Origin of the sequence: Mycobacterium sp. 852002-51152_SCH6134967, assembly GCF_001667105.1 — a bacterium.
Classification (GTDB): Bacteria; Actinomycetota; Actinomycetes; order Mycobacteriales; family Mycobacteriaceae; genus Mycobacterium; species Mycobacterium neumannii_A.
Genome location: NZ_LZIK01000060.1, coordinates 122,589 through 144,361 on the forward strand (window position 1 = coordinate 122,589; position 21,773 = coordinate 144,361).

A 21,773-nucleotide genomic window follows, 5' to 3' on the forward strand; every position below is an offset into this window, starting at 1 on the left:
CCCGGTGATCAGCGTGCGGCCCTGTTGACCGCCGAGACCACCGCCCGCAGCGATGCGGTGGTGATCGACGTCGCGATGCCGACACCCCAGACCGTCGTTCCACCGATCGACGCCTCGACATAGGCCGCGGCTTGCGCTTCTTCGCCCGCCGACAGCGCGTGCTCGGAGTAGTCGAGCACCGACACGTCGAACCCGATGGCGCCCAACGCATCAACGAACGCGGCCAGCGGACCGTTGCCCGCGCCGACGATTTCCCGCTCGACGCCGTCGACCATCACCACCGCCTCGATGGTGTCGGTGCCGCCATCCACCTCCGCTGCCGTCACCTTCTGGCGGATGCGTTCGAGTGGACGGATCGGCGCCAGGTACTCCTCGGCGAAGACGTCCCACATTTCCTTCGGGGACACCTCGCCGCCCTCGCCGTCGGTGATCTTCTGGATCGCCTGGCTGAACTCGATCTGCAGCCGCCGCGGAAGGGCCAGACCGTGATCGGCCTTCATGATGTAGGCGACGCCGCCCTTGCCGGACTGCGAGTTCACCCGGATGACGGCTTCGTAGGTGCGACCGACGTCCTTCGGGTCGATCGGCAGATACGGCACCTGCCACAGGATGTCGTCGACGTCCTTGTCCGCGGCGTCGGCGTCGACCTTCATCTGGTCCAGGCCCTTGTTGATGGCGTCCTGGTGGCTGCCCGAGAACGCGGTGTAGACCAGATCGCCGCCGTACGGGTGGCGTTCGTGCACCGGCAGTTGGTTGCAGTACTCGACGGTGCGACGGATCTCGTCGATGTTCGAGAAGTCGATCTGCGGGTCGACGCCGCGCGAGAACATGTTGAGTCCCAGTGTCACCAGGCATACGTTTCCGGTGCGCTCGCCGTTGCCGAATAGGCACCCCTCGATCCGGTCGGCGCCGGCTTGATAGCCCAATTCGGCTGCTGCAACGGCGGTCCCGCGATCATTGTGCGGATGCAGGCTCAAGATGATGCTGTCGCGGGGGGCCAGGTGCCGGTGCATCCACTCGATCGAGTCGGCGTACACGTTCGGGGTCGCCATCTCTACCGTCGCGGGCAGGTTGACGATCAGCGGCGCGACGGGCGTCGGCTCGATGATCTCGGCGACGGCGTTGCACACGTCGACCGCGTACTCCAGTTCGGTGCCCGTGTAGGACTCCGGCGAGTACTCGAACCGCCACTGGGTGCCCGGATACTTCTTGGCTTCCTCGACGCACATCCGCGCGCCGTCGGTGGCGATCGCCTTGACCGCGTCGCGCTCGGCGCGGAAAACCACGCGCCGCTGCAGGATCGACGTCGAGTTGTAGAAATGCACGATCGCGCGGGGCGCGCCTTCGCAGGCCTGGAACGTCCGCTCGATCAGTTCCGGGCGGCACTGCGTCAGCACCTGGATGGTGACGTCGTCGGGGATGACGCCTTCGGTGATGATCTCGCGGACGAAGTCGAAGTCGGTCTGGCTGGCCGACGGGAAGCCGACCTCGATCTCCTTGTAGCCCATGCGCACCAGCAGGTCGAACATGCGGCGCTTGCGTTGCGGGCTCATCGGGTCGATCAGCGCCTGGTTGCCGTCGCGCAGGTCGACCGCACACCACATCGGCGCGGAGTCGATGACCTTGTCCGGCCAGGTGCGGTCGGCCAGCGTGACCGCCTCGACCTCTTCGGCGAAGCTGCGATACCGGTTGATCGGCATCGCCGAACCGCGCTGGGTGTTGCACGGCGGCTGGCCGGGATTGGGCGGGCCGGACGGCTTGGTGATCTGGCGGACCGACGAGAACGCGTCAGGTGAGTCCGGTGATGGTTTCGAGAACGTGGTCACGGTATTGCTCCGGGAGTTTGAAGGGGGACTCGACCGGCGCATCGCGAACACCCGCGACGGGAAGCCGGTCTGATCAGACCCCGTCGCGGCTGCCGAGAAGGAGCACCCGCTGCACGTCGAACACTGTACTCCGCACCCGCGAGCGCACCAAAATGCAAATCCGCTAGACCTGCGTGAGCTGTGTGACGAATCCGGCGCTGGCTAGAGTTGCGGCGGTGAGGACTCTTGATCGGCGGTGGTGGGTGGCGATCGCCGTCGTCGTGATCGCGATCGTGTCCCTGGTCTACAGCCAACTGCAGCAACCGCCCGAAGAATGCCGTCCGGTGCTCGATTTCCTCGAATACAACAAGCAGCAGAACGACCTGATCAGCTCTAAGAGCGAGGGCGCCGAGGGGCCGCCGACCGCGGCCGAGGAGCTGGCCTACCGGGAGTGGGCCAACGGGCTCTCCGAGCGCGCACGCAAGATCGACACCCCCGAGCTGCGGTTCACCGCGGTGGAAGTCGCCGATCTCGCAGGCCTGTTCGTCCAGAAGATGCCTCAGGCGCGCGCGGAGACGGAGTCTCCGGCGCCCGGTGCGCCCGCGCCGCAGATCTACTACGAGATGTCGGCGCTCGACAGCCAGTTGCGGCGCAAGCTCGCCGAGCTGTCCGAGGCCTGCACCAACTGAGCACCTCCTACGATGCGGGGCATGTGCACCCGCGTCGTCTACCTCGGAACCGATAACCGCAACATCACCGGTCGCTCCATGGACTGGAAGTCGGAGATCCAGACCAATCTGTGGGCGCTGCCGAGCGGCGTCCGCCGGACCGGCCAGGCCGGCCCCGACTCCGCGGAGTGGACGTCGAAGTACGGCAGCGTGGTCGCGACCGGCTACGACATCAGCACGACCGACGGCGTGAACGAGGCCGGACTCGTGGTCAACCTCCTGTGGCTGGCCGAATCGGTCTATCCCGCCCAGACCGCTCCGGGTCCCGCGGTCTCGTTGGCGCTGTGGGGCCAGTACGTGCTCGACAACTTCGCGACGGTGGCCGAGGCCGTGCAGGCATTGAGCGCGACCCCGCTGCGGGTGGCCACCGCCGCAGTACCCGGCGAGGAACGGATGGCGACGCTGCATCTGGCGATGTCGGATGCCGGCGGCGACAGCGCGATCGTCGAGTACATCGACGGTGAGCAGGTCATCCACCACGGCAGCCAGTACCGGGTGATGACGAATTCGCCGACCTTCGACAAGCAGCTCGCGATCAGCGAGTACTGGAAGCAGATCGGCGGCACCGTGATGCTGCCGGGGACCAACCGCGCCGCGGATCGGTTCGTGCGGGCGTCGTTCTACATCGACGCGGTGCCCAGGACCGACGACCCGCTGCTGGCCGCCGCGACCGTGTTGAGCGTCGTGCGCAACGCGTCGGTGCCGTACGGAATCTCCACGCCCGACGAGCCGAACATCTCTACCACCCGCTGGCGCACGGTCGTCGACCACAAGGCGTTGCGGTACTTCTTCGAGTCCGCGCTATCGCCGAACACGTTCTGGGTCGAGTTGGGCAACCTCGACTTCTCACCCGGCGCCCCGACGCTGCGGCTGCCGCTCGGCGAAGGCGAGAAGACGATCTACGCCGGCGATGCCAGCGCGAACTTCACCGAAGCCGACCCGTTCCCGTTCCTCGGAGTGCCCTGATCGCCGACGGTTCCTGTCGGGCCCACCACGGGCGAAAGAAATCCGGTGCGCACAGCCCTTATCCTTGTTGGGATCCTTCCCAGCACCTGAAAGGCTTGATCAGTGGCGCTCGTCGTGCAGAAGTACGGCGGATCCTCGGTTGCCGACGCCGAGCGGATCCGACGCGTGGCCGAGCGGATCGTCGAGACGAGGAAGCAGGGCAACGACGTCGTCGTGGTGGTCTCGGCGATGGGCGACACCACCGACGAATTGCTCGACCTGGCCAACCAGGTATGCCCCGCGCCGCCGCCGCGCGAGATGGACATGCTGCTGACGGCCGGTGAGCGCATCTCCAACGCGCTGGTCGCGATGGCCATCCACTCGCTTGGGGCACAGGCGCGCTCGTTCACCGGTTCGCAGGCCGGCGTGATCACCACCGGCATCCACGGCAACGCGAAGATCATCGACGTCACCCCCGGCCGGCTGCGTGACGCGCTGGACGAGGGTGTGATCGTCCTGGTCGCCGGCTTCCAGGGCGTCAGTCAGGACAGCAAGGACGTCACCACGCTGGGACGCGGTGGCTCGGACACCACCGCCGTGGCGCTGGCCGCAGCGCTGAAGGCCGACGTCTGCGAGATCTACACCGACGTCGACGGCATCTTCACCGCGGACCCGCGAATCGTGCCCAACGCTCACCACCTCGACCAGGTCAGCTTCGAAGAGATGCTGGAGATGGCCGCCTGCGGCGCCAAGGTGCTGATGCTGCGCTGCGTCGAGTACGCCCGGCGCTACAACGTGCCGATACGCGTGCGCTCGTCATACTCGGACAACCCAGGCACCCTGGTGACCGGATCAATGGAGGACATTCCCGTGGAAGACGCCATTCTGACCGGAGTCGCACACGACCGCAGTGAGGCCAAGGTCACCGTGGTCGGTATCCCCGACGTGCCGGGTTATGCCGCCAAGGTGTTCCGCGCCGTCGCCGACGCCGACATCAACATCGACATGGTGTTGCAGAACATCTCCAAGGTCGAGGACGGCAAGACCGACATCACGTTCACCTGCCCGCGGGACAACGGCCCGGCCGCGGTGCAGAAACTGACCTCGCTGCAGGGGGAGATCGGTTTCACCGGGGTGCTGTACGACGACCTCATCGGCAAGGTGTCGTTGGTGGGCGCCGGTATGAGGAGCCATCCCGGGGTGACCGCCAAGTTCTGCGAGACGTTGGCCGAAGTCGGGGTGAACATCGACCTGATCTCCACCTCGGAGATCCGGATCTCGGTCCTGGTCAAGGACACCGACCTGGACAAGGCCGTCGCCGCGCTGCACGAGGCGTTCGGCCTGGGCGGCGACGAGCAGGCCATGGTGTACGCGGGGACGGGACGATAATGGTCAATCTAGGTGTTGTCGGCGCGACCGGTCAGGTCGGCCAGGTGATGCGAACGCTGTTGGAAGAGCGGGACTTTCCGGCGTCCAGTGTGCGGTTCTTCGCCTCGGCGCGGTCGCAGGGCAAGAAGCTCTCCTTCCGCGGGCAGGAGATCGAGGTCGAGGACGCCGCGACCGCCGATCCCGCGGGCCTGGACATCGCGTTGTTCTCCGCAGGGGCGACGATGTCGCGCGTGCAGGCGCCGCGCTTCGCCGAAGCCGGTGCGATCGTGGTCGACAACTCGTCGGCATGGCGCAAGGACCCCGACGTTCCGCTGGTGGTCAGCGAGGTGAACTTCGCGCGCGACGTGCGGGGCGTCACCCTCAAGAAGGGCATCATCGCGAACCCGAACTGCACCACGATGGCCGCGATGCCGGTGCTCAAGCCGCTGCACGACGAGGCGGGTCTGGTGCGGATGATCGCCTCGACGTATCAGGCGGTGTCGGGCAGCGGCGTGGCCGGTGTGGAGGAGTTGTTCGATCAGGCCAGCGCGGTCGTGAACAGCAGCCGGGACCTGGTCGCCGACGGGTCCGCGGTCGATTTCCCCGCGCCGTCGAAGTACGTGGCACCGATCGCGTTCAACGTCGTCCCGCTGGCCGGGTCGTACGTCGACGACGACTCCGGTGAAACCGACGAGGACCAGAAGCTGCGCAACGAGACCCGCAAGATCCTGAACATCCCGGACCTGGCGGTCAGCGGTACGTGTGTGCGGGTCCCGGTGTACACGGGCCATTCGCTGTCGCTGAATGTCGAATTCTCCCAACCGCTTTCGGTGCAGCGGGCGACCGAGTTGTTGGGAGCGGCGCCTGGCGTGACGCTCGTCGACGTCCCGACGCCGCTGGCCGCGGCCGGGGCGGACGACTCGCTGGTCGGACGCATCCGGCAGGATCCCGGCGTGCCCGACGGGCGCGGGCTGGCGCTGTTCGTGTCCGGGGACAACCTTCGCAAGGGCGCGGCACTCAACACTATTCAGATCGCCGAGCTTCTGGCCCGGGGTTGATTTGCGTCGGGACCGACGTTTCGGCGGAAAATCGCGACTGCTTTCAGCCATTTCGTCGGTCTCGGCGTTGGGTCTCGTCGCGGCGCCCTCGGCCGTCGCACAGCCCGCGCCGATCCCCGATCCCGTGCTGCCGCCGCTGGCGCCGGGTCAGGTCATCCGGATCGGTCCGACGGCCGGAACAGGCACCCCGACACGCGATTACGGTATCGGCGCCACTGATCTCTGTGAGTTCATGGAATTTCCCAGCGGGATCCTGCAGGTGTGCGGCGACAGCTTCGCGGGGCAGGGCGTCGGCTACGGCGGGTGGTTCTCGCCGATTGCCTTGCACGTCGAAACGGAGTCGATTGACGATCCTGGCGGTGTGCGCTACGACGGCGTGACCGGAACCGATCGGCCGCTGCTGGCCGATCCGACACCCGAAGGCATGTCGCAACTTCCCGCGGGCGTCGTGCAGATCAACCGGCAGAACTACCTGATGATCACCAAGGTGCGGGAGCTGGTGCCGCAGACGTCGCGGCTGGTGAAACCCGAGCCCGGGCAGGGTAATTGGCCGACCCTGCCGGACTCCGAGCGCCCGGCGTCCTACGCCGAGGGCAGGCAGTCGCAGATCAGCGGCTACTACGACCCGATTCCGCGCACCGACTCCGAGACGGGTTGGGTGTACATCGTGGCCAACAACTTCGATCGCAGCGCGCCGCTGGTGCTGTACCGGGCCACACCCCAGGATTTCGAGGACCGGTCGAGCTGGCAAGGCTGGTCGGCAGATTCGGGTTGGGGGCGTCCGCCCACACCGCTGTGGCCGGACGCGGTCGGCGAGATGAGCATCCGGCAGATCGACGGTAAGACCGTGTTGTCGTACTTCAACGCCACCACCGGGAACATGGAGATGCGGGTGGCCAACGATCCGACGGGTCTGGGCGCCGCGCCGGTCACCACCGTCGTCGTCGCGACCGAGTGGCCCGACCCGGCCGACCACCTCGGGCCGCCGGAGAACAACCGCCTCGCCCAGCCCTACGGCGGGTACATCTCACCGGGGTCGGCGCTCGACGAGGTGCGGGTGTTCGTCAGCCAGTGGAACACCGGGCCGCGCGGCGGGTCGCCGTACCGGGTGATCCAGTTCGCGGTCAATCCGTTCAGGCCCTAGTCACATGGTGTTTTTGCAGCTTTCGTCGCAGTGCGTCCGCAGTAGCCGGGGGCGATCCCGGTCATGCTAAGCGTTGATCTTGATTTTATTTGAATGCAAAGTAATCACGGCCTTTTCCAGGTCAGGACGTATGACGGTATTTTGACGTATAGGGAAATCCCTGATTCGTTACAGCGCTTTCCCGGCAAGACTGGATCTGTTAGCTGCGCTTCGGAACGCGTAATAGTCGGGGAGGGTCTTTGGTATGGGGTATGGGCGCTACGTAGGGCGGGTCGGCACATTGGCAGTGGCGCTGGGAGTGGGCTTTGCGATCGCCTCGTCGCCGGGGCCGGCGTGGGCCGAGGAGGGTAGCACTACTGGTGCTTCCGGCGGCGGGGGTGAGGACACCTCGTCGGTAGACCCCAAACCCGCGACCACCGAGACCGGCACCGAGCCTGACACTCAGGCCAATAGCGGCGGTGGTGATCCGGGCGATCCGGGATCGGCCGGCTCAGGTACCATCACCACGACGACGACGGGTAGTTCGAGCACCACGGTGATCGGTGGCGGCGGGTCACCGCAGGTGACGATCAGCGCCTCGACGGTCACCTCGGGCAGCTCGACCCAGCAGACCGCGGAGTCGAACACCGCGACAGCAACGGCTACCCCGACCGCTGACGTGGAACCGACTGGAGCGGCCGAGATCCCGAGCTACACCCCGCCAGAACGAGAACCGACACCGACGGCCGAGCCGACACCGACGGCGGCGCCGAGACCGACCGTGGAACCCACACCGTTGTCGTCGAGCGTGCCCGAACCCGATCCGCTGCCGTCGACAGCACCCGACGGCGGCGAGCTGCTCGAGAATTCCGGAGACAATGATCGGCAGCCGGCAGGGACGCCGGAGGTCGAGATTGAGGACGCCGCGGGGTTGAACGCTTTCGATGGCGCCGCCTCGGGCGCCGAGGATTTTGGGTTGCGGATGTCAGGCCCGAACGCGGCCGCCGGGGTTGATGAGAACCAGCCTTTGATGGCGGCGAACTTCTCGACCGGGTCGACGGTGTTGAATACGCCGGCGCCGGCGCCGGATCCGGTTGAGGCGATTTTGGTGTTTACCGGTTCGATCATCAGCGCGGTGGTCAACGCGGTTACTGCGGCGTTGGCACCGGTCTTCGGTCCGGGTGCGCCGCTGTATAACTCGGTGTTCTGGGGGGCGATCGAGGCGGTGCGCCGCCAAACCAACCAGGTCTGGAACAACTCCACCCCGGTGGTGGATTTGCAGACCACCGGACAACAAGACGTCGATGACCGCGAAATCCACGGCACCCTCGGCGGATCCGACGTCGATGGAGATGCGCTGACCTATAGCGTGCCCACCACCGGCGCGGGGGCACCCACCAACGGCACCGTGACTATCGACGCCGCGGCAGGCAAATGGACATATAAACCTAATGATGATGGCTACAGCGGCACCGACAGCTTTACCATCACCGCCTCCGACGCGGTCGCCGGCTGGCATATCCACGGCCTGGGGCAATCGCATACGGGTAGCGACACCATCACCGTCACCATCGCCCCGGCGGTAGCTCCGAACCGGCCGCCCGTCGCCAACAATGACTCATTCAGCATTGACGAGGACACCGCATTGTCCACGGGCAATGTGTTGACTAACGACACCGACGTCGACGATATGACTGCGGCTTTGGTGACCGGCCCCTCGAATGCCGCTGACTTTCAACTCAATTCCGACGGCACCTTCAGCTACACACCGAAACCAAACTACAGCGGGTCCGACGCATTCACCTACGTCGCGCAAGACGACACAACCACGAGCAACATGGCCACGGTCACGATCAACATAGACGCGATAAACGACGCTCCGGTTGCCCTCTTCACGGCTAACGTCGCCGATCCCACCACCGGCGTAGTCACCGGAACCATCACCGCGACTGACCCTGACAACACCACTTTCGCCTACACCCTGAAAACCATGCCGCCATCCTGGCTGGGCGCCGTCGAGCTTGACATGGCCACCGGGGAATGGACTTTCACGCCTACAACTGAGGGGCTCGTGGGCGCATGGCAAGCACAAGGCGCTGGCGCCGTTAGCTTCTCTGTGGATGTATCGGACGGGCTAGCTACATCGACTGTGGATGTTCAGGCACCGATCGAGATAACCACGGCGGCTGCTATCGCTGCTGTCGAGCGATACGGCAGCACCCCCTCAGGGATAGCCGTCTCAAGCTCCGGTGTCCTCTACGTGGTAAATGCGGGCGCGAACACCGTGTCGGTCATTGAGAATGGGAACACCACGCGGGTCACCAAAATCGGCAAGGCGCCAGGGGCGATCGCGATTGGCACCAACGGACGGGTGTACGTCGCGAATTCCGGCGACAACACAGTCAGTGTGTTGAACTCCAACGGTACGCTGCACCGCACGATTTCTGTTGGCGCTTCACCGGTTTCGCTGGCAGTGGGCAGTGACGGCAAGGTATACGTCGCGAACTCCGGTGACAACACCGTCAGCGTCATCGATCCCACACAGAACCTCTCGGTGCGCTCGGTCACCGGCGTTGGAGTCAACCCGGTTGGGCTTGCGGTTGGGCCGGACGGGCGTGTCTACGTCGCCAGCTTCGGTGACGATTCGGTAGTGATCCTCGACCCAGCTAGTAACCTGGCCGCGTCGACCATCGTCGGCGTCGGGGGCAATCCGTACGGCATTGCGGTGTTGAGCGACGGAACGGTGTATGTCACCAATCCCGTTGACGGTACGGTGACCGCGTTGACTCCTGATGGAAGCGGTTATACCCGAGACACATTCGGCGTTGGCGGCTCTCCCTTTACAATCGCTACAAGCAGCAGTGGTGATGTCTACGTAACCGACGTGACAGGGGACTCCCTCACCGTGTTTGACCCGCGGACGCAAACCAGTACGACTATCCAAGTGGGAACCCGTCCCATCGGCATCGAAATCGCAGGCGACGGCTCCGTCTACGTCGCCAACAGCGGGGATGACTCCGTGACGCTGCTCAACCCACAGAACGAGCAGATCGCAGCAATCGGAGTCGGTGTCAACGTCTCCGAAGTCAGTGTCGGGCCGACAGGAGAACTCATCGTCGTCAACAACTACGACGGTGCCGTCTCAGTGATTCGCAGTGTCAGAGAGCCTGCGCCCGCCTACGACACCGCCAGTTGGTCGGCGTCGAGCAGCACCGCCGGGATAGTGCTTTCGGTCGGACCAGATGCGCGCGTCTACGCCGCCAAAACCAGCTTCGTTGGTCCTCGTGTCGAGGTCTATGGCCTAGATGGGAAATTTATCGCTAGCTTCGGCAACCACTTTGTCGCTGGCGGCGGTTCGATGGACACGGTGACGCCGGTCGCTGACGGTCGCGTGTTTTACGTCCACAGCGGCGGATTGTATGTGGCCAATCCGGACCAATCCGGTACCCACTACGGCGTTGTGCACATTCCGGTCGACCATCGCTCGAACTTCGGTGGCATCGTTGCGGTCGACGACCAACGCCTATACGTGACAAGAACAGGCGACAACACTTTGGCCGTTCTGAATCTCGATGACTACTCATTGGAAGCCACAGTTAATCTGCCGTGGGAGGTAAATGGCCAAATAGGTTCGGCCTCGGCCCTGGATGGACGCATTTTTCTCACGCAACGCACCACCGAGATACTGGTCGTCAATCTCGACCTTTCCATCGAAGTTGTCGACGTCGGCCGCAACTCTTATTCGCCTGCGGTCGGCGCAGACGGGCGAATCTACCTCAGCAACGGCGGCGTCAGCGAGGAGAACACGATCACGGTCTTGAATGCGAGGGATTACTCGGTTGACGCAGTGGTTGACCCAGGGCCCATACCTCAGGCCTTGACCGTCGGCCCAGACGGCAGAATCTTTGCGACGCTGTGGGGCAACTCGCGCAGCCTCCTGGTGATCGATCCTGAGGACTACTCGGTCAGCGCGCTCGGTCTAGGCGGTGAAGTACGAGACCTCGCGGCAGGAGGGGTCTACGGCGTTTTCGTCGCCCTTCAGACCGGCAGGTCACCGGGCGGGGCGAACTTTATGGACGTCACGCGGATCGCGCCCGAGGAGACGTTCCCCGACCCGCCTGACAACACCGACCCACCCGATGACCTCCCGCCGGGCGAGGACTACTACGGCGAGGCTCCTCGTAGCTTGGAAGACCTCTGGCAGACCCTGCGCAACCACACCAGTGACATCGAGTCCGAGAACGAAGGCATTTACATCCAGACCGTCCGAGGAACGGACGGATACCGCCTCATTGTCTATCTGGGTGGGACTACAGACGATGAGAGTAATCAGGCGGTCTTCGAAAATCTGGTCGCGGTCACCAATCAACCGAAACAAGAGCATGTCGACGCCATCGCCGAAGCGGTCAGCAAGTGTGAAGCAAGCGCCACATGCGGCTCGATTAAGGAAGTCCTCCTAGTGGGCTACAGCCAAGGCGGCATCGATGCCCAGAACCTGGCAAGAAGTGCGCTCGACATAGACTTCGTGACGACGGTGATCACTTTCGGTTCACCCATCGTCAACCAGCCTGAGCCGGGAGACGCAACACTTCACATTCAGGACTTCTGGGATCGGATACCAGGCATCGTGCCTCTCGCGAACGCGCCTATTGTGCTGAGCGCAAAACTAAGTGGTGCGGTGCACACAGACGTTTCGGGCATCGTCGAGTTCAGCGTCTTGCCATGGGAGGACGGATTCTGGCCCTGGCAGGGCACACACGCGAACCCGGAAACCTACCGGATCCTCTCCGAGCGTTTCCCAATTGATACTGAGGGAAGATTCAAGGCGGTGAAAGATGCTCTTCCCAGGTTCTGGGGATCTATCGTTGGTATCACTGAAGGGCAGCCGGCGACTACCTGACGGCCCAGAGAAACTCGCTTCTCTTCGGCAGCAATGTTGGCCGGCCATCAGAGGATGGGGTGGCGTCTAATCGAAAAGACGCCGCTGGGTCGCGCAGCACGCTTCCCGTCCGCAGAGCGTCCGCAGTGGCTTCACGAATTACTGATCGCCACCAACATTGCCAACGCGGCTGACCTGCAACGACTTCTATTGTCAACAAGAATCAAACTAGCCAAACGCCCAGAAACGGGTTCGCGGTCAATCCGTTCAGGCCCTAGCCCGGAGCATCCGAAGTTCTCGGGCGACTGAGGCGTTCGTAGTAGAGCTAATACATAGCGGGTCAACACTTTTCGATGTGAAATGATCGCCACCGAGGGTCTCGGTTTCTCCACCGGGACGCCGATTCCGGAGCACACTTCGACTGTGCAGAAACGCCGTGAACGACGCCTCCGCACACCACTAGTTCAGCACAGTGCTAGGAGGAACGAATGAAGTACGCCATGACCTGGACGAGCCGTCTGGGAGGCTCCGGTAAGGAAAACGAGGAAGGCATGCGACGCGCTCTCGAGTTGTTCTCGAAGTGGCAGCCGCCCGCGGGGACGACCTTTCACCAGTTTGTCGGCCGAATGGATGGCGAGGGCGGGTTCGCCATTGTCGAGACGAACGATCCGACCGAGCTCCTCACCGAGACGTTGAAGTTTGCGCCGTTCAATGCGTTCAACATTTACCCCGTGGTCGACATGAATGAGTGGGCCGAAGCGGCACAAGGCGGCATTGACTTCAGAGGCTCTGTCCCCTGAGAGCAACGTCACATCTGGTGGGGCCGGTCCTCGAGGCCGGCCCCATCGCCGTTTGGGCGGCACGGACTCTCGGGCATTCGAAGGTGTTCAGGCGACCGTGCCGACGTGTTCGGCCGACTCGCCGATCGTGGCGCCGGCGTCGCCGACGATCGTCCGCATCAATGCCTGGTGCTCGCGGTCGCCGCGGGCGATCGCCCTGGCCATGCCGCCGGGCAGCGCGACCGCGGCCGCACTGCGGGTCAGGTTCACGGGGAGCCGCAGCACCGGGTACCACGGCACATGGGGGCGCAGGCCCAGTGCGCGCATCGTGCGGGGCCCCAGAAAGCCACTGGTGACCGAAAGATGTTGCGCGCGTGCGATACGACGCCGGATCGCGGGCATGGTGTCGTAATGCCAGATCATCGGGTCGTCGGCCATCGGAACCGCAAGCTGCCTCGACGACTCGTCGGGCTCGGCGAGTGCGCCAAGGGTGTGATAGAGCACGCGGATGCTGTCGCGGAATCCGCGCGGCAGCCACTCGTCCTCCACACCCATCAACCATCCGACATAGCGGGTCAAGTGGGCGACGGCGTCGTAATCTCTGGGCCGCAACACGATTCCCATCCCCACCACACCGACGGCCGGTGCGACGAGTGCACCGATCAGCGTCGCCGCCATATCGGTCTGGTTGATCGGGACACCCCAGTCGTCGGCGCGCCAGTCAGGCATCGCAGACACATGCCTGCGCACCAGTCCGTGAATCAGCCGAACCCGCAGAGTGGACCGGTAGCCGACGCCCAGGTGTTCGAGACCACCATCGGAGATGACGTCCATCGCCCACTGCATCGTCTCGGCGAAGCGTTTGTTCGAACCCTTCTCCAGAGCGCCGGTGCGCAGCAGTGTCTTGTTGAAACCCGAGAACTGGTAGCCGCCGAGAAGCGATACGTCACGTGCGACGTACATGCCGTCGGCGCCGCCGCGACGCAGCGCTTCTGCACCGCGGCGCAGCTTCACCGGGTCCACCCAGTCGGGCAGAGTCTCCACGGCCGTGAAGAACTCGCGCAACGGTTCCGGGGCGTCGGAAACCGCATCGACGCCGTAGGTGAGCGCCCGGTCGAACAACGGCCGCGCCTGCTTGACGCCGACGCCAGACATCCACTCGACGAGGCGGTCCATCGGTTCGTCTCCGACGGTCAGCCGCTCGCCGAGCCTGCGCCACTGCGCCGGAGTGGGTTCACCGATGGCCAGCGCCTTGGCAATGACGCGGATGCCGGCAGGCACGGTCCGAGGCCGCTCCGGATGTCGCGTCGGGATCGGACGCTGCATGGTCGCGGTTCCCTTCCAGCCAAAGTGACAACGCGTGTAGTCGAAACTATTCGGCGGGTTGACCGGTGTCAATCGTCGCTTTCACAGCTCGCTCATAGGTGCCACATGACGGGCTCATCGAATCAGCTCGCATGATGGCAGCCATGACCGAAACACCATCCGAACCCGCCACCACTCCAGTGGCCGCGGCACCCCACCAAGACCACGTCGCCACGCGGCGCTCCAAGCTCGGCGTCGCTGCCGCCTGGGTGGGCATAGTCGCCGGCGTCGTCTTCATTGTCGCGGTGATCTTTTTCTCCGGTTTCATCCTCGGTTCGCACTCGGGCGGCCATCACCGCGGCGGCCATCATGGCGGCCACGACCGCGACGTCGCGATCTTCCATCGCGGACCGCCGCCGGGCGCCCCGATGGGTCCCGGCGGGTCGTTCGGCCGCCCGCCGTTCGGCGGACCGGGAAATTCGCAGGGGCCGCGCTTCGCGCCACCCGAACCGCCGCAGTCACCCGAGGTGCCGACCACCACGGCGCCGTCGCGCCCGTAACGACTGGCTCGACGGATATCGTCGGTTCGGCCGATATGCGGCTTTTTGTCGATCTGAGTGCACACCGGAGCCGAGCGTGTGTGACGAGCGGGAGAGCTTGGCCCACAACGCCATCGGGCATGGATCGCAACGGTGTAAGAGCCGTGTCGGCGACGAGAACTGAGACGGGTGTCTTGCCGAATTCGAGCAGACTGGCATGATCGAGCCCATGAGCATTGAGGTCAAGTACACCGCAGAGTCCACCGCGTCCGGAGGCGGCCGTGACGGCCACGTCCGGTCCTCCGACGGCAAGATCGATCTCGACACCCGCCCGCCCAAGGAGCTCGGCGGCAGCGGCGAGGGCGTCAACCCCGAGCTGCTGTTCTCGTCGGGGTACGCGGCATGCTTCCTCGGCGCGCTGCGGCTGCAGGCCAAGAACAACAAGATCGACATCGACGAAGCCACCTCGATCACCGCGCAGGTCGGATTCGGACCGGACTCCGATGGCGGCTTCGGGCTCACGGCTCACCTGATCGGCTACCTGCCGGGCCTGGAGCAGAGCGTGGCCGATGACCTGATGGCCAAGGCGCACGACTTCTGCCCGTACTCGAAGGCCACTCGCGGCAACATCGACGTCAAGTTGTCCGCGAAGGTCTGACGGGTGCGGGCGGTCGCCGCGGCGGGCCTCGGCGTGGCCATCGGGCTGTCGGTCATGGCACCCGCCGGCCCCGCCGCAGCGCGCCCCTCCGATCCGGGCGTCGTCAACTACGCCGTGCTGCCCAAGGGCTCGGTGGGCAATATCGTCGGCGCCACAATGCGATTCGAGTCATTGTTCACCGAGCCGGTGCAGACCTTCTCGGTCGACCTACCCGCGTGCAACAACTGGGCGGACATCGGCCTGCCCGACGTCTATGCCGACCCGGATCTGGCGTCGTTCAACGGTGCGGTGGCCCAGGAGTCGCCGACGGACGCCACGCATCTGGTCAAACAGGCGGTCGGTGTGTTCGCGACGGCCGACGCCGCCGACCGCGCCTTCCGTCGCGTGGTCGACCGCACCGGCGGCTGCAACGGGCAGACCACCGCGATGCACCTGGACAATTTCACCACCCAGGTGTGGACCTTCACTGGCGGGCCGACCACGGCGACGGACGCCGACTGGGTCAAACAGGAGGCGGGCACGGACCGGCGCTGTTTCACCACCACGCGCAAGCGCGAGAACGTCCTGCTGCAGGCGAAGGTCTGCCAGTCCGGTAACGGCGGCCCAGCGGTCAATGCGCTGGCCGGGGCCATGCAGAACACCCTCGGCCAGTAACTCGGGGCGGGGTGAAGGTCCTCGTAACGAAGGCGTCATCCAAAAAACGCTGGATTTGTCGGTCCCGTCTGGAAGATGGTTGAAGGGGCGAGCGGTCCACTCCCGGAAGGGGATGGTTGGAATGACCTTCACCATCACGTCCGAGTTAAGCGACGCGCACCCGCCGCCGAAGCCTTGCGACGAGCTGACCAGCGCCGATGCCGCTGCTCGCCAGGTCGGCGTCGGTTGTCTGCGCGACGGCCCGGTGGGCCGGGTCGGACTCGAGATCGAGGCGCACTGCTTCGATCTGACCGATCCCACGCGCAGGCCCGGCTGGGATGAGCTCACCGCCACCATCGCGGGACTGCCACCGCTACCGGGCGGCAGCCGGGTCACCGTCGAACCCGGCGGCGCCGTGGAACTGTCTGGTCCGCCGCTCGCGGGCCCGCTCGCCGCGATCGACGCGATGGTCGGCGACCGCATCGTGCTGTGCGCTGCGTTCGCCGGCGCCGGGTTCGGGTTGGTGTCGCTGGGCGCCGATCCGCTGCGGCCGCCGCAGCGAGTCAACCCGGGTGCGCGGTACCGCGCGATGGAAGCGTTCTTCGCCGCCAGCGGCACCCCCGCCGCCGGTGCGGCGATGATGACCTCGACGGCTTCGGTGCAGGTCAACCTCGATGCGGGCCCCCGTGACGGCTGGGCGGACCGGGTGCGGCTCGCGCATGCGCTCGGGCCGACGATGATCGCGATCACCGCGAACTCGCCGCTGCTGAGCGGACAAGACCCCGGCTGGCAGTCAACGAGGCAGCGCGTGTGGAGCCAACTGGATTCGGCGCGCTGCGGCCCGGTGCTAGGCGAGAACGGCGAAGATCCGGCCAGCGACTGGGCCCGGTACGCGCTGAAAGCTCCGGTGATGCTCGTCAACCACGCCGACGCCGACGCCGAACCGGTACCCGACTGGGTGCCGTTCGCCGACTGGGCCGACGGCCGGGTCGCGCTCGGCGGCCGCCGTCCCACCGCCGCCGACCTCGACTATCACCTGACCACGTTGTTCCCTCCGGTCCGCCCGCGGCAGTGGCTGGAGATCCGCTATCTCGACAGCGTGCCGGACACCGTCTGGCCTGCGGTCGCGTTCACGCTGGTCACCCTGCTCGACGACCCGACGGCCGCCGAGCTGGCCGCCGAAGCCACCCATCCCGTCGCCACCGCCTGGGATCAGGCCGCCCACATCGGCCTGGCCGACCCCCGGTTGCAGGCGGCCGCGCAGCGGTGCGTGCGGGCGGCCGCCGAACGCGCGCCTGCCGAGCTCGCGGAATCGATGCAACGGTTGGTGCGTTCGGTCGAACAGGGACGCTGTCCAGCCGACGACTTCCGCGACCGCGCCGCACGACACGGGATCGCGCCCGCGGTCACGCAACTGGCACGAGGGGAACTGTGACACCTCGCGAAACGATCGCGCGCGAACTCACCAGGGCACGTCAGCGCACCCTGCGCCTCGTCGACTTCGACGACGCGGAGCTGGGCCGTCAGTACAGCCCGCTGATGAGCCCGTTGGTGTGGGACCTCGCGCACATCGGGCAGCAGGAGGAGCTGTGGCTGCTGCGCGACGGAAACCCGGACCGGCCCGGCATGCTGCGCCCCGACGTCGAACGTCTCTACGACGCGTTCGTCAACTCCCGCGCCAGCCGGGTGGACCTGCCGCTGCTCCCGCCCTCGGATGCCAGAGCGTATTGCGCCACCGTGCGCGACAAGGTGCTCGACACGCTGGACGTCCTACCCGACGACGAGCCCGGTTTCGCCTTCGGCCTGGTGATCAGCCACGAGAACCAGCACGACGAAACCATGCTGCAGGCGCTGAACCTGCGAACCGGCCCTCCGTTGCTCGACACCGGAGCTGCGCTTCCCGAAGGCCGCCAGGACGTCGCGGGCACATCGGTGTCGGTGCCCGGGGGCGAGTTCGTGCTCGGCGTCGACGCGACCACCGAACCGTACTCACTGGACAACGAACGCCCGGCACACGTCGTCGACGTACCCGCATTCGGCATCGGACGCGTCCCGGTCACCAACGGCGAATGGCGCAGGTTCATCGACGACGGCGGATACGACGAACCCCGGTGGTGGTCGCAGCGTGGTTGGCAGCACCGGACTGAAGCAGATCTGACGGCGCCGCAATTCTGGAATCCGGACGGAACCCGCACCCGGTTCGGCCACGTCGAGGAGATCCCGGAAGCCGAGCCGGTCCAGCACGTCACGTTCTTCGAAGCCGAGGCCTACGCAGCGTGGGCGGGCGCCCGGCTGCCCACCGAGGTGGAATGGGAGAAGGCCTGCGCGTGGGACCCGGCCATCGGCGCGCGTCGGCGTTATCCCTGGGGCACAACAGAACCCACCGCGGCGCTGGCCAACCTCGGCGGCGACGCGCTGCGTCCGGCGCCCGTCGGCGCCTACCCCGCCGGTGCGTCGGCCTACGGTGCCGAACAGATGCTGGGCGACGTGTGGGAGTGGACGACGTCGCCGCTGCGCCCATGGCCGGGATTCACGCCGATGATCTACGACCGCTACTCGCAACCCTTCTTCGAAAGTGTTGGGGGTGGCGACTACAACGTGCTGCGCGGCGGATCGTGGGCGGTCGCGTCGGCGATCCTGCGGCCCAGTTTCCGCAACTGGGACCACCCGATCCGACGTCAGATCTTCTCGGGCGTCCGGCTGGCTTGGGACGCGTGATGTGCAGGCATCTCGGGTGGCTCGGCGAACCGGTTTCGGTGGCCTCGCTGACTCTTGAACCCGCCAACGGCCTTCTGGTGCAGTCGTATTCACCGCGCAGGCAGAAGCACGGGCTGATGAACGCCGACGGGTGGGGTGTGGGTTTCTTCGACGGCGCGACACCTCGGCGCTGGCGAAGCGCGACGCCGATGTGGGGGGACGCCTCGCTCGCCTCGGTCGCGCCCGCGCTACGCGGCGGTTGTATCGTCGCCGCGGTGCGATCTGCGAGCATCGGCATGCCGATCGAGGCGACCGCGGTCGCGCCGTTCACCGACGGTCATTGGCTGCTCTCCCACAACGGACTCGTCGATCGCGAGGTGCTCCCGCTGTCGGCCGCCGCCGAGTCCACCAACGACAGCGCCCTGCTCGCCGCGCTCATCTTCGACCGCGGGCTGGACGCGCTGGGCGACACCATCGTCGAGGTCGCCGCGGCGGACCCGAACGCGCGGCTGAACATCCTGGCGGGAAACGGGTCACGGCTGGTCGCCACGACATGGGGCGACACGCTGTCCGTGCTGCGACGTCCCGACGGCGTGGTCCTGGCCAGTGAGCCGTACGACGACGACCCCGCCTGGGAGGAGATCCCGGACCGGCACCTCGTCGAGGTCACACCGTCAGGTGTGCAACTCGTCGCACTGAAAGGAGCCTGATGGCGCGGGGAGCGGATCACGCGGGCACGCTGTCGTTGTCGAACCACCTGCCGGCGGACTCGGCAGCGAACGCGCTGCGCCGCGACGTTCTCGACGGCTTGACGTCGAGACCGAAGTCATTGCCGCCCAAGTGGTTCTACGATGCGATCGGCAGTGACCTGTTCGATCAGATCACGCGGCTGCCCGAGTACTACCCGACGCGTGCCGAGGCCGAGATCCTCAGAAACCGATCCGCCGACATCGCCGCGGCTTCCGGTGCCGACACACTGGTCGAACTGGGCAGCGGCACGTCGGAGAAGACCCGGATGCTGCTCGACGCGCTACGTCGCCGCGGGTTGTTGCGCCGGTTCATCCCGTTCGACGTCGACGCGAGCGTGCTGGCCGCCGCGGGCTCGGCGTTACAGGCCGAGTATCCCGGCCTCGAGATCGAAGCCGTCTGTGGGGATTTCGAGAAGCACCTGGACAAGATCCCTCATGTCGGGCGCCGCCTGGTCGCATTCCTCGGCTCGACGATCGGCAACCTCACCGCAGGCCCGCGTGGCGACTTCCTCGCCGCTCTTTCCGACACCCTGGAACCCGGCGACAGCCTGCTGCTGGGCACCGATCTGGTGAAGGACGCCGATCGTCTGGTGCGCGCGTACGACGACAGCGCGGGTGTGACCGCGCGCTTCAACCGCAACGTGCTCGCCGTCGTCAACCGTGAGCTGGACGCCGATTTCGACCTCGAGAAGTTCGCACACGTCGCGGTGTGGAACGCCGGTGACGAGCGCATCGAGATGTGGCTGCGCGCCACCGAAGCGCAGCGGGTGCGCGTGCGCGATCTCGATCTGACAGTCGAGTTCGACGCCGGTGAGCCGATGCTGACCGAGGTGTCCTGCAAATTCCGGCGCGAGGGCGTGGAAGCCGAACTCGGCGCCGCCGGGCTTCGGATGACCCACTGGTGGACCGACGCCGCTGGCGACTTCGGCCTGTCGCTGTCGACGAAATGAGACTCGCCGATCGGTGGCGGGCGGCCAGGCCTGCGGTGGCCGGAATCCACCTGGACAGTGCCGCCTGTTCGCGTCAGAGCGTCGCGGCGACCGACGCGGCCGTGCAGCACGCGCGCCACGAAGCAGAAGTCGGCGGCTACGTCGCAGCCGAGGCCGCCGTCCCGGTGCTCGACGCCGGACGCGCCGCGCTCGCCGCGCTGACCGGCTTGGCGAGCACCGACTTCGTGTTCACCACCGGCGCGAACAACGCGTTGGACCTGCTGCTCGGCGCGTGGCCCGGACAGCGGACCCTGGCCTGCCTGCCCGGCGAGTACGGGCCGAACCTGGCGATCATGGCCGCCAACGGGTTCGCCGTCCGCGCGCTGCCCGCCGACGACCACGGGCGACTCGACGTCCCGGCGGCAACGCGTCAACTGGCCGCCGACCCGCCCGCGCTGGTGCACCTGACGGCGCTGGCCAGTCACCGCGGGCTGGCGCAGCCGGTTTCGGCGCTGGCCGCCACGTGCCGCGAACTCGGTGTGCCGCTGATCGTCGACGCTGCCCAGGCGCTGGGGCATCTGGACTGCGCGGTCACACCTGCGGCGATCTACGGTTCATCGCGTAAGTGGATCGCCGGGCCGCGCGGAGTGGGATTCCTCGGCGTCCATCGCGAGCTCGCGGAGCGGCTGCGCCCACGCCTGCCGCCGCCGGAGTGGAACCTGCCCCTGCCCGTCCTGCAGCGCTTGGAGCACGGCGAGGCGAATATCGCTGCCCGTGTGGGCTTCTCGGTGGCACTCGGAGAACATCTGGCCGACGGACCGACCGCGGTGCGGGCCCGGCTGGCACAGGTGGGCCGCATGACCCGCGACGCCGTGGCTGCCCTCGACCGATGGCGGGTCGTCGAATCGCGCGAAGAACCGACCGCGATCACCACGCTTGTCCCTACCGACGGCGCCGATCCGCGGAAGGTCCGCGACTGGCTGATCGCCGAACACCGCATCGTCACCACGTTCGCCGATGTGCAGCGAGCCCCATTCGAGATGACCACGCCGGTGCTGCGGGCGTCACCGCACGTGGACGTCACCGAAGAGGAGCTCGCGCGGTTCGCCGCGGCCCTGGCGGCTGCGGGGTGAGGCGTCAACCGGTTCGGCGCACCAGCAGCGTCGCCCGGTAATCCGATAGGGGCGGGACGTCCTCGGGGGTGCGGGGATACGGGTCGAGCGCCTGCAACGTGAGTGCGTAATCGCCGGTCTGCACCGTCTGCCGGTTCTGCCCCGGCGCGGGGTTGGTGTTGAACTCGAGGGTCTGCTCGCCGGATCGCCCGTCGTCGACCACGACGACGACTCGCGCCTGCCCGGTCCAGAAGCACTCGACCTCGGTCGGGCACCGCGAATCCTCCGGTACCTCGGCGATTCGCAGTCGCAACGGCTCGCCCGCGATCTCGGCTTGCTGTCCGCCTGCGAGCACGAAGGGACGATCCAGCCCGGCGTCGACGGTGTCCGCACGCGCGTGCTGACCGCCGTGGCAGCCGGCCGCCAGCGCCACCAGCACCAGTGACGGCAACAAGAAACCGCGCAC

The 21,773-nt window shown here is 66.3% G+C and carries 18 protein-coding genes; 15 read left to right on the forward strand and 3 right to left on the reverse strand.

All coding sequences use genetic code 11. From position 1 onward, the window contains the following. Positions 1–8: 8 nt before the first annotated feature. Positions 9–1,868 (reverse strand): 2-isopropylmalate synthase, encoded by a 1,860-nt coding sequence (gene leuA / locus A5790_RS17560; RefSeq protein WP_231987825.1) that lies wholly within the window; start codon positions 1,866–1,868, stop codon positions 9–11. 173 nt (positions 1,869–2,041) lie between these two features. Between leuA and A5790_RS17565 the strand changes: the two genes are divergently transcribed. The 7 genes from A5790_RS17565 (at position 2,042) to A5790_RS17605 (ending at position 12,706) form a co-directional block, all read left to right on the forward strand. Continuing rightward, the gene (locus A5790_RS17565; RefSeq protein ID WP_231987826.1) at positions 2,042–2,494 is read left to right on the forward strand and encodes a hypothetical protein; all 453 of its coding nucleotides are present in this window, start codon (positions 2,042–2,044) and stop codon (positions 2,492–2,494) included. A gap of 21 nt (positions 2,495–2,515) precedes the next feature. Then, a complete protein-coding gene (locus tag A5790_RS17570) occupies positions 2,516–3,499 on the forward strand; it encodes a linear amide C-N hydrolase (protein ID WP_066846911.1) in 984 nt (327 codons plus the stop codon). A 102-nt stretch (positions 3,500–3,601) separates the two neighbouring features. Beyond that, a complete protein-coding gene (locus tag A5790_RS17575; protein ID WP_066846913.1) occupies positions 3,602–4,867 on the forward strand; it encodes an aspartate kinase in 1,266 nt (421 codons plus the stop codon). Beyond that, a complete protein-coding gene (locus A5790_RS17580) occupies positions 4,867–5,904 on the forward strand; it encodes an aspartate-semialdehyde dehydrogenase (RefSeq protein ID WP_066846915.1) in 1,038 nt (345 codons plus the stop codon). Before A5790_RS17575 ends, A5790_RS17580 begins: the two co-directional genes overlap by 1 nt. Before the next feature lie 67 nt (positions 5,905–5,971). Beyond that, positions 5,972–7,048, forward strand: a complete 1,077-nt coding sequence (locus A5790_RS17585) for a DUF4185 domain-containing protein (RefSeq protein WP_231987827.1) — start codon at positions 5,972–5,974, stop codon at positions 7,046–7,048. 286 nt (positions 7,049–7,334) lie between these two features. Continuing rightward, positions 7,335–11,927 (forward strand): Ig-like domain-containing protein, encoded by a 4,593-nt coding sequence (locus tag A5790_RS17600; RefSeq protein WP_231987839.1) that lies wholly within the window; start codon positions 7,335–7,337, stop codon positions 11,925–11,927. 467 nt (positions 11,928–12,394) lie between these two features. Continuing rightward, a complete protein-coding gene (locus tag A5790_RS17605; protein ID WP_066846938.1) occupies positions 12,395–12,706 on the forward strand; it encodes a DUF3303 domain-containing protein in 312 nt (103 codons plus the stop codon). Positions 12,707–12,793: 87 nt separating this feature from the next. Here A5790_RS17605 and A5790_RS17610 read toward each other — a convergent pair whose 3' ends face one another. Next, positions 12,794–14,011 carry an oxygenase MpaB family protein gene (locus A5790_RS17610; protein WP_066846941.1) on the reverse strand — a complete coding sequence of 406 codons (1,218 nt, stop codon included), beginning with the start codon at positions 14,009–14,011 and terminating at the stop codon, positions 12,794–12,796. A 143-nt stretch (positions 14,012–14,154) separates the two neighbouring features. On the opposite strand from A5790_RS17610, the gene A5790_RS17615 reads away from it, so the two are divergent. The 8 genes from A5790_RS17615 to egtE all read left to right on the forward strand — a co-directional run bounded on the left by A5790_RS17615 (position 14,155) and on the right by egtE (position 21,328). Beyond that, positions 14,155–14,550: a hypothetical protein gene (locus A5790_RS17615; protein WP_231987828.1), complete on the forward strand. Its 396-nt coding sequence runs from the start codon at positions 14,155–14,157 to the stop codon at positions 14,548–14,550. A gap of 208 nt (positions 14,551–14,758) precedes the next feature. Next, positions 14,759–15,187, forward strand: coding sequence for an organic hydroperoxide resistance protein (locus tag A5790_RS17620; protein WP_197696821.1), 429 nt, complete (start codon positions 14,759–14,761; stop codon positions 15,185–15,187). 54 nt (positions 15,188–15,241) lie between these two features. Then, entirely contained in the window at positions 15,242–15,841 is a 600-nt protein-coding gene (locus A5790_RS17625) for a sensor domain-containing protein (protein WP_064425936.1), read from the forward strand. A gap of 121 nt (positions 15,842–15,962) precedes the next feature. Beyond that, positions 15,963–17,255, forward strand: a complete 1,293-nt coding sequence (gene egtA, locus A5790_RS17630; RefSeq protein ID WP_066847210.1) for an ergothioneine biosynthesis glutamate--cysteine ligase EgtA — start codon at positions 15,963–15,965, stop codon at positions 17,253–17,255. Then, positions 17,252–18,538 (forward strand): ergothioneine biosynthesis protein EgtB, encoded by a 1,287-nt coding sequence (gene egtB / locus A5790_RS17635; RefSeq protein ID WP_066846947.1) that lies wholly within the window; start codon positions 17,252–17,254, stop codon positions 18,536–18,538. The genes egtA and egtB overlap by 4 nt, the downstream gene beginning before the upstream one ends. Next, positions 18,538–19,227: an ergothioneine biosynthesis protein EgtC gene (gene egtC / locus A5790_RS17640; protein WP_066846949.1), complete on the forward strand. Its 690-nt coding sequence runs from the start codon at positions 18,538–18,540 to the stop codon at positions 19,225–19,227. The genes egtB and egtC overlap by 1 nt, the downstream gene beginning before the upstream one ends. Next, complete coding sequence (egtD, locus tag A5790_RS17645; RefSeq protein WP_066846953.1) at positions 19,227–20,216, forward strand: L-histidine N(alpha)-methyltransferase; 990 nt, start codon at positions 19,227–19,229, stop codon at positions 20,214–20,216. Before egtC ends, egtD begins: the two co-directional genes overlap by 1 nt. Further along, positions 20,213–21,328 carry an ergothioneine biosynthesis PLP-dependent enzyme EgtE gene (egtE, locus tag A5790_RS17650; RefSeq protein ID WP_066846956.1) on the forward strand — a complete coding sequence of 372 codons (1,116 nt, stop codon included), beginning with the start codon at positions 20,213–20,215 and terminating at the stop codon, positions 21,326–21,328. Before egtD ends, egtE begins: the two co-directional genes overlap by 4 nt. 4 nt (positions 21,329–21,332) lie before the next feature. Here egtE and A5790_RS17655 read toward each other — a convergent pair whose 3' ends face one another. Beyond that, entirely contained in the window at positions 21,333–21,773 is a 441-nt protein-coding gene (locus A5790_RS17655) for a hypothetical protein (RefSeq protein WP_231987829.1), read from the reverse strand.

Coding starts and splice junctions, on each gene's coding strand:
- egtA (WP_066847210.1), top strand. CDS start 15,963: ATGACCTTCACCATCACGTCCGAGTTAAGCGACGCGCACCCGCCGCCG.
- A5790_RS17610 (WP_066846941.1), bottom strand. CDS start 14,011: ATGCAGCGTCCGATCCCGACGCGACATCCGGAGCGGCCTCGGACCGTG.
- leuA (WP_231987825.1), bottom strand. CDS start 1,868: ATGCGCCGGTCGAGTCCCCCTTCAAACTCCCGGAGCAATACCGTGACC.
- A5790_RS17605 (WP_066846938.1), top strand. CDS start 12,395: ATGAAGTACGCCATGACCTGGACGAGCCGTCTGGGAGGCTCCGGTAAG.
- A5790_RS17625 (WP_064425936.1), top strand. CDS start 15,242: ATGGCACCCGCCGGCCCCGCCGCAGCGCGCCCCTCCGATCCGGGCGTC.
- egtD (WP_066846953.1), top strand. CDS start 19,227: ATGGCGCGGGGAGCGGATCACGCGGGCACGCTGTCGTTGTCGAACCAC.
- A5790_RS17615 (WP_231987828.1), top strand. CDS start 14,155: ATGACCGAAACACCATCCGAACCCGCCACCACTCCAGTGGCCGCGGCA.
- egtC (WP_066846949.1), top strand. CDS start 18,538: ATGTGCAGGCATCTCGGGTGGCTCGGCGAACCGGTTTCGGTGGCCTCG.
- A5790_RS17570 (WP_066846911.1), top strand. CDS start 2,516: ATGTGCACCCGCGTCGTCTACCTCGGAACCGATAACCGCAACATCACC.
- A5790_RS17580 (WP_066846915.1), top strand. CDS start 4,867: ATGGTCAATCTAGGTGTTGTCGGCGCGACCGGTCAGGTCGGCCAGGTG.
- egtE (WP_066846956.1), top strand. CDS start 20,213: ATGAGACTCGCCGATCGGTGGCGGGCGGCCAGGCCTGCGGTGGCCGGA.
- A5790_RS17620 (WP_197696821.1), top strand. CDS start 14,759: ATGAGCATTGAGGTCAAGTACACCGCAGAGTCCACCGCGTCCGGAGGC.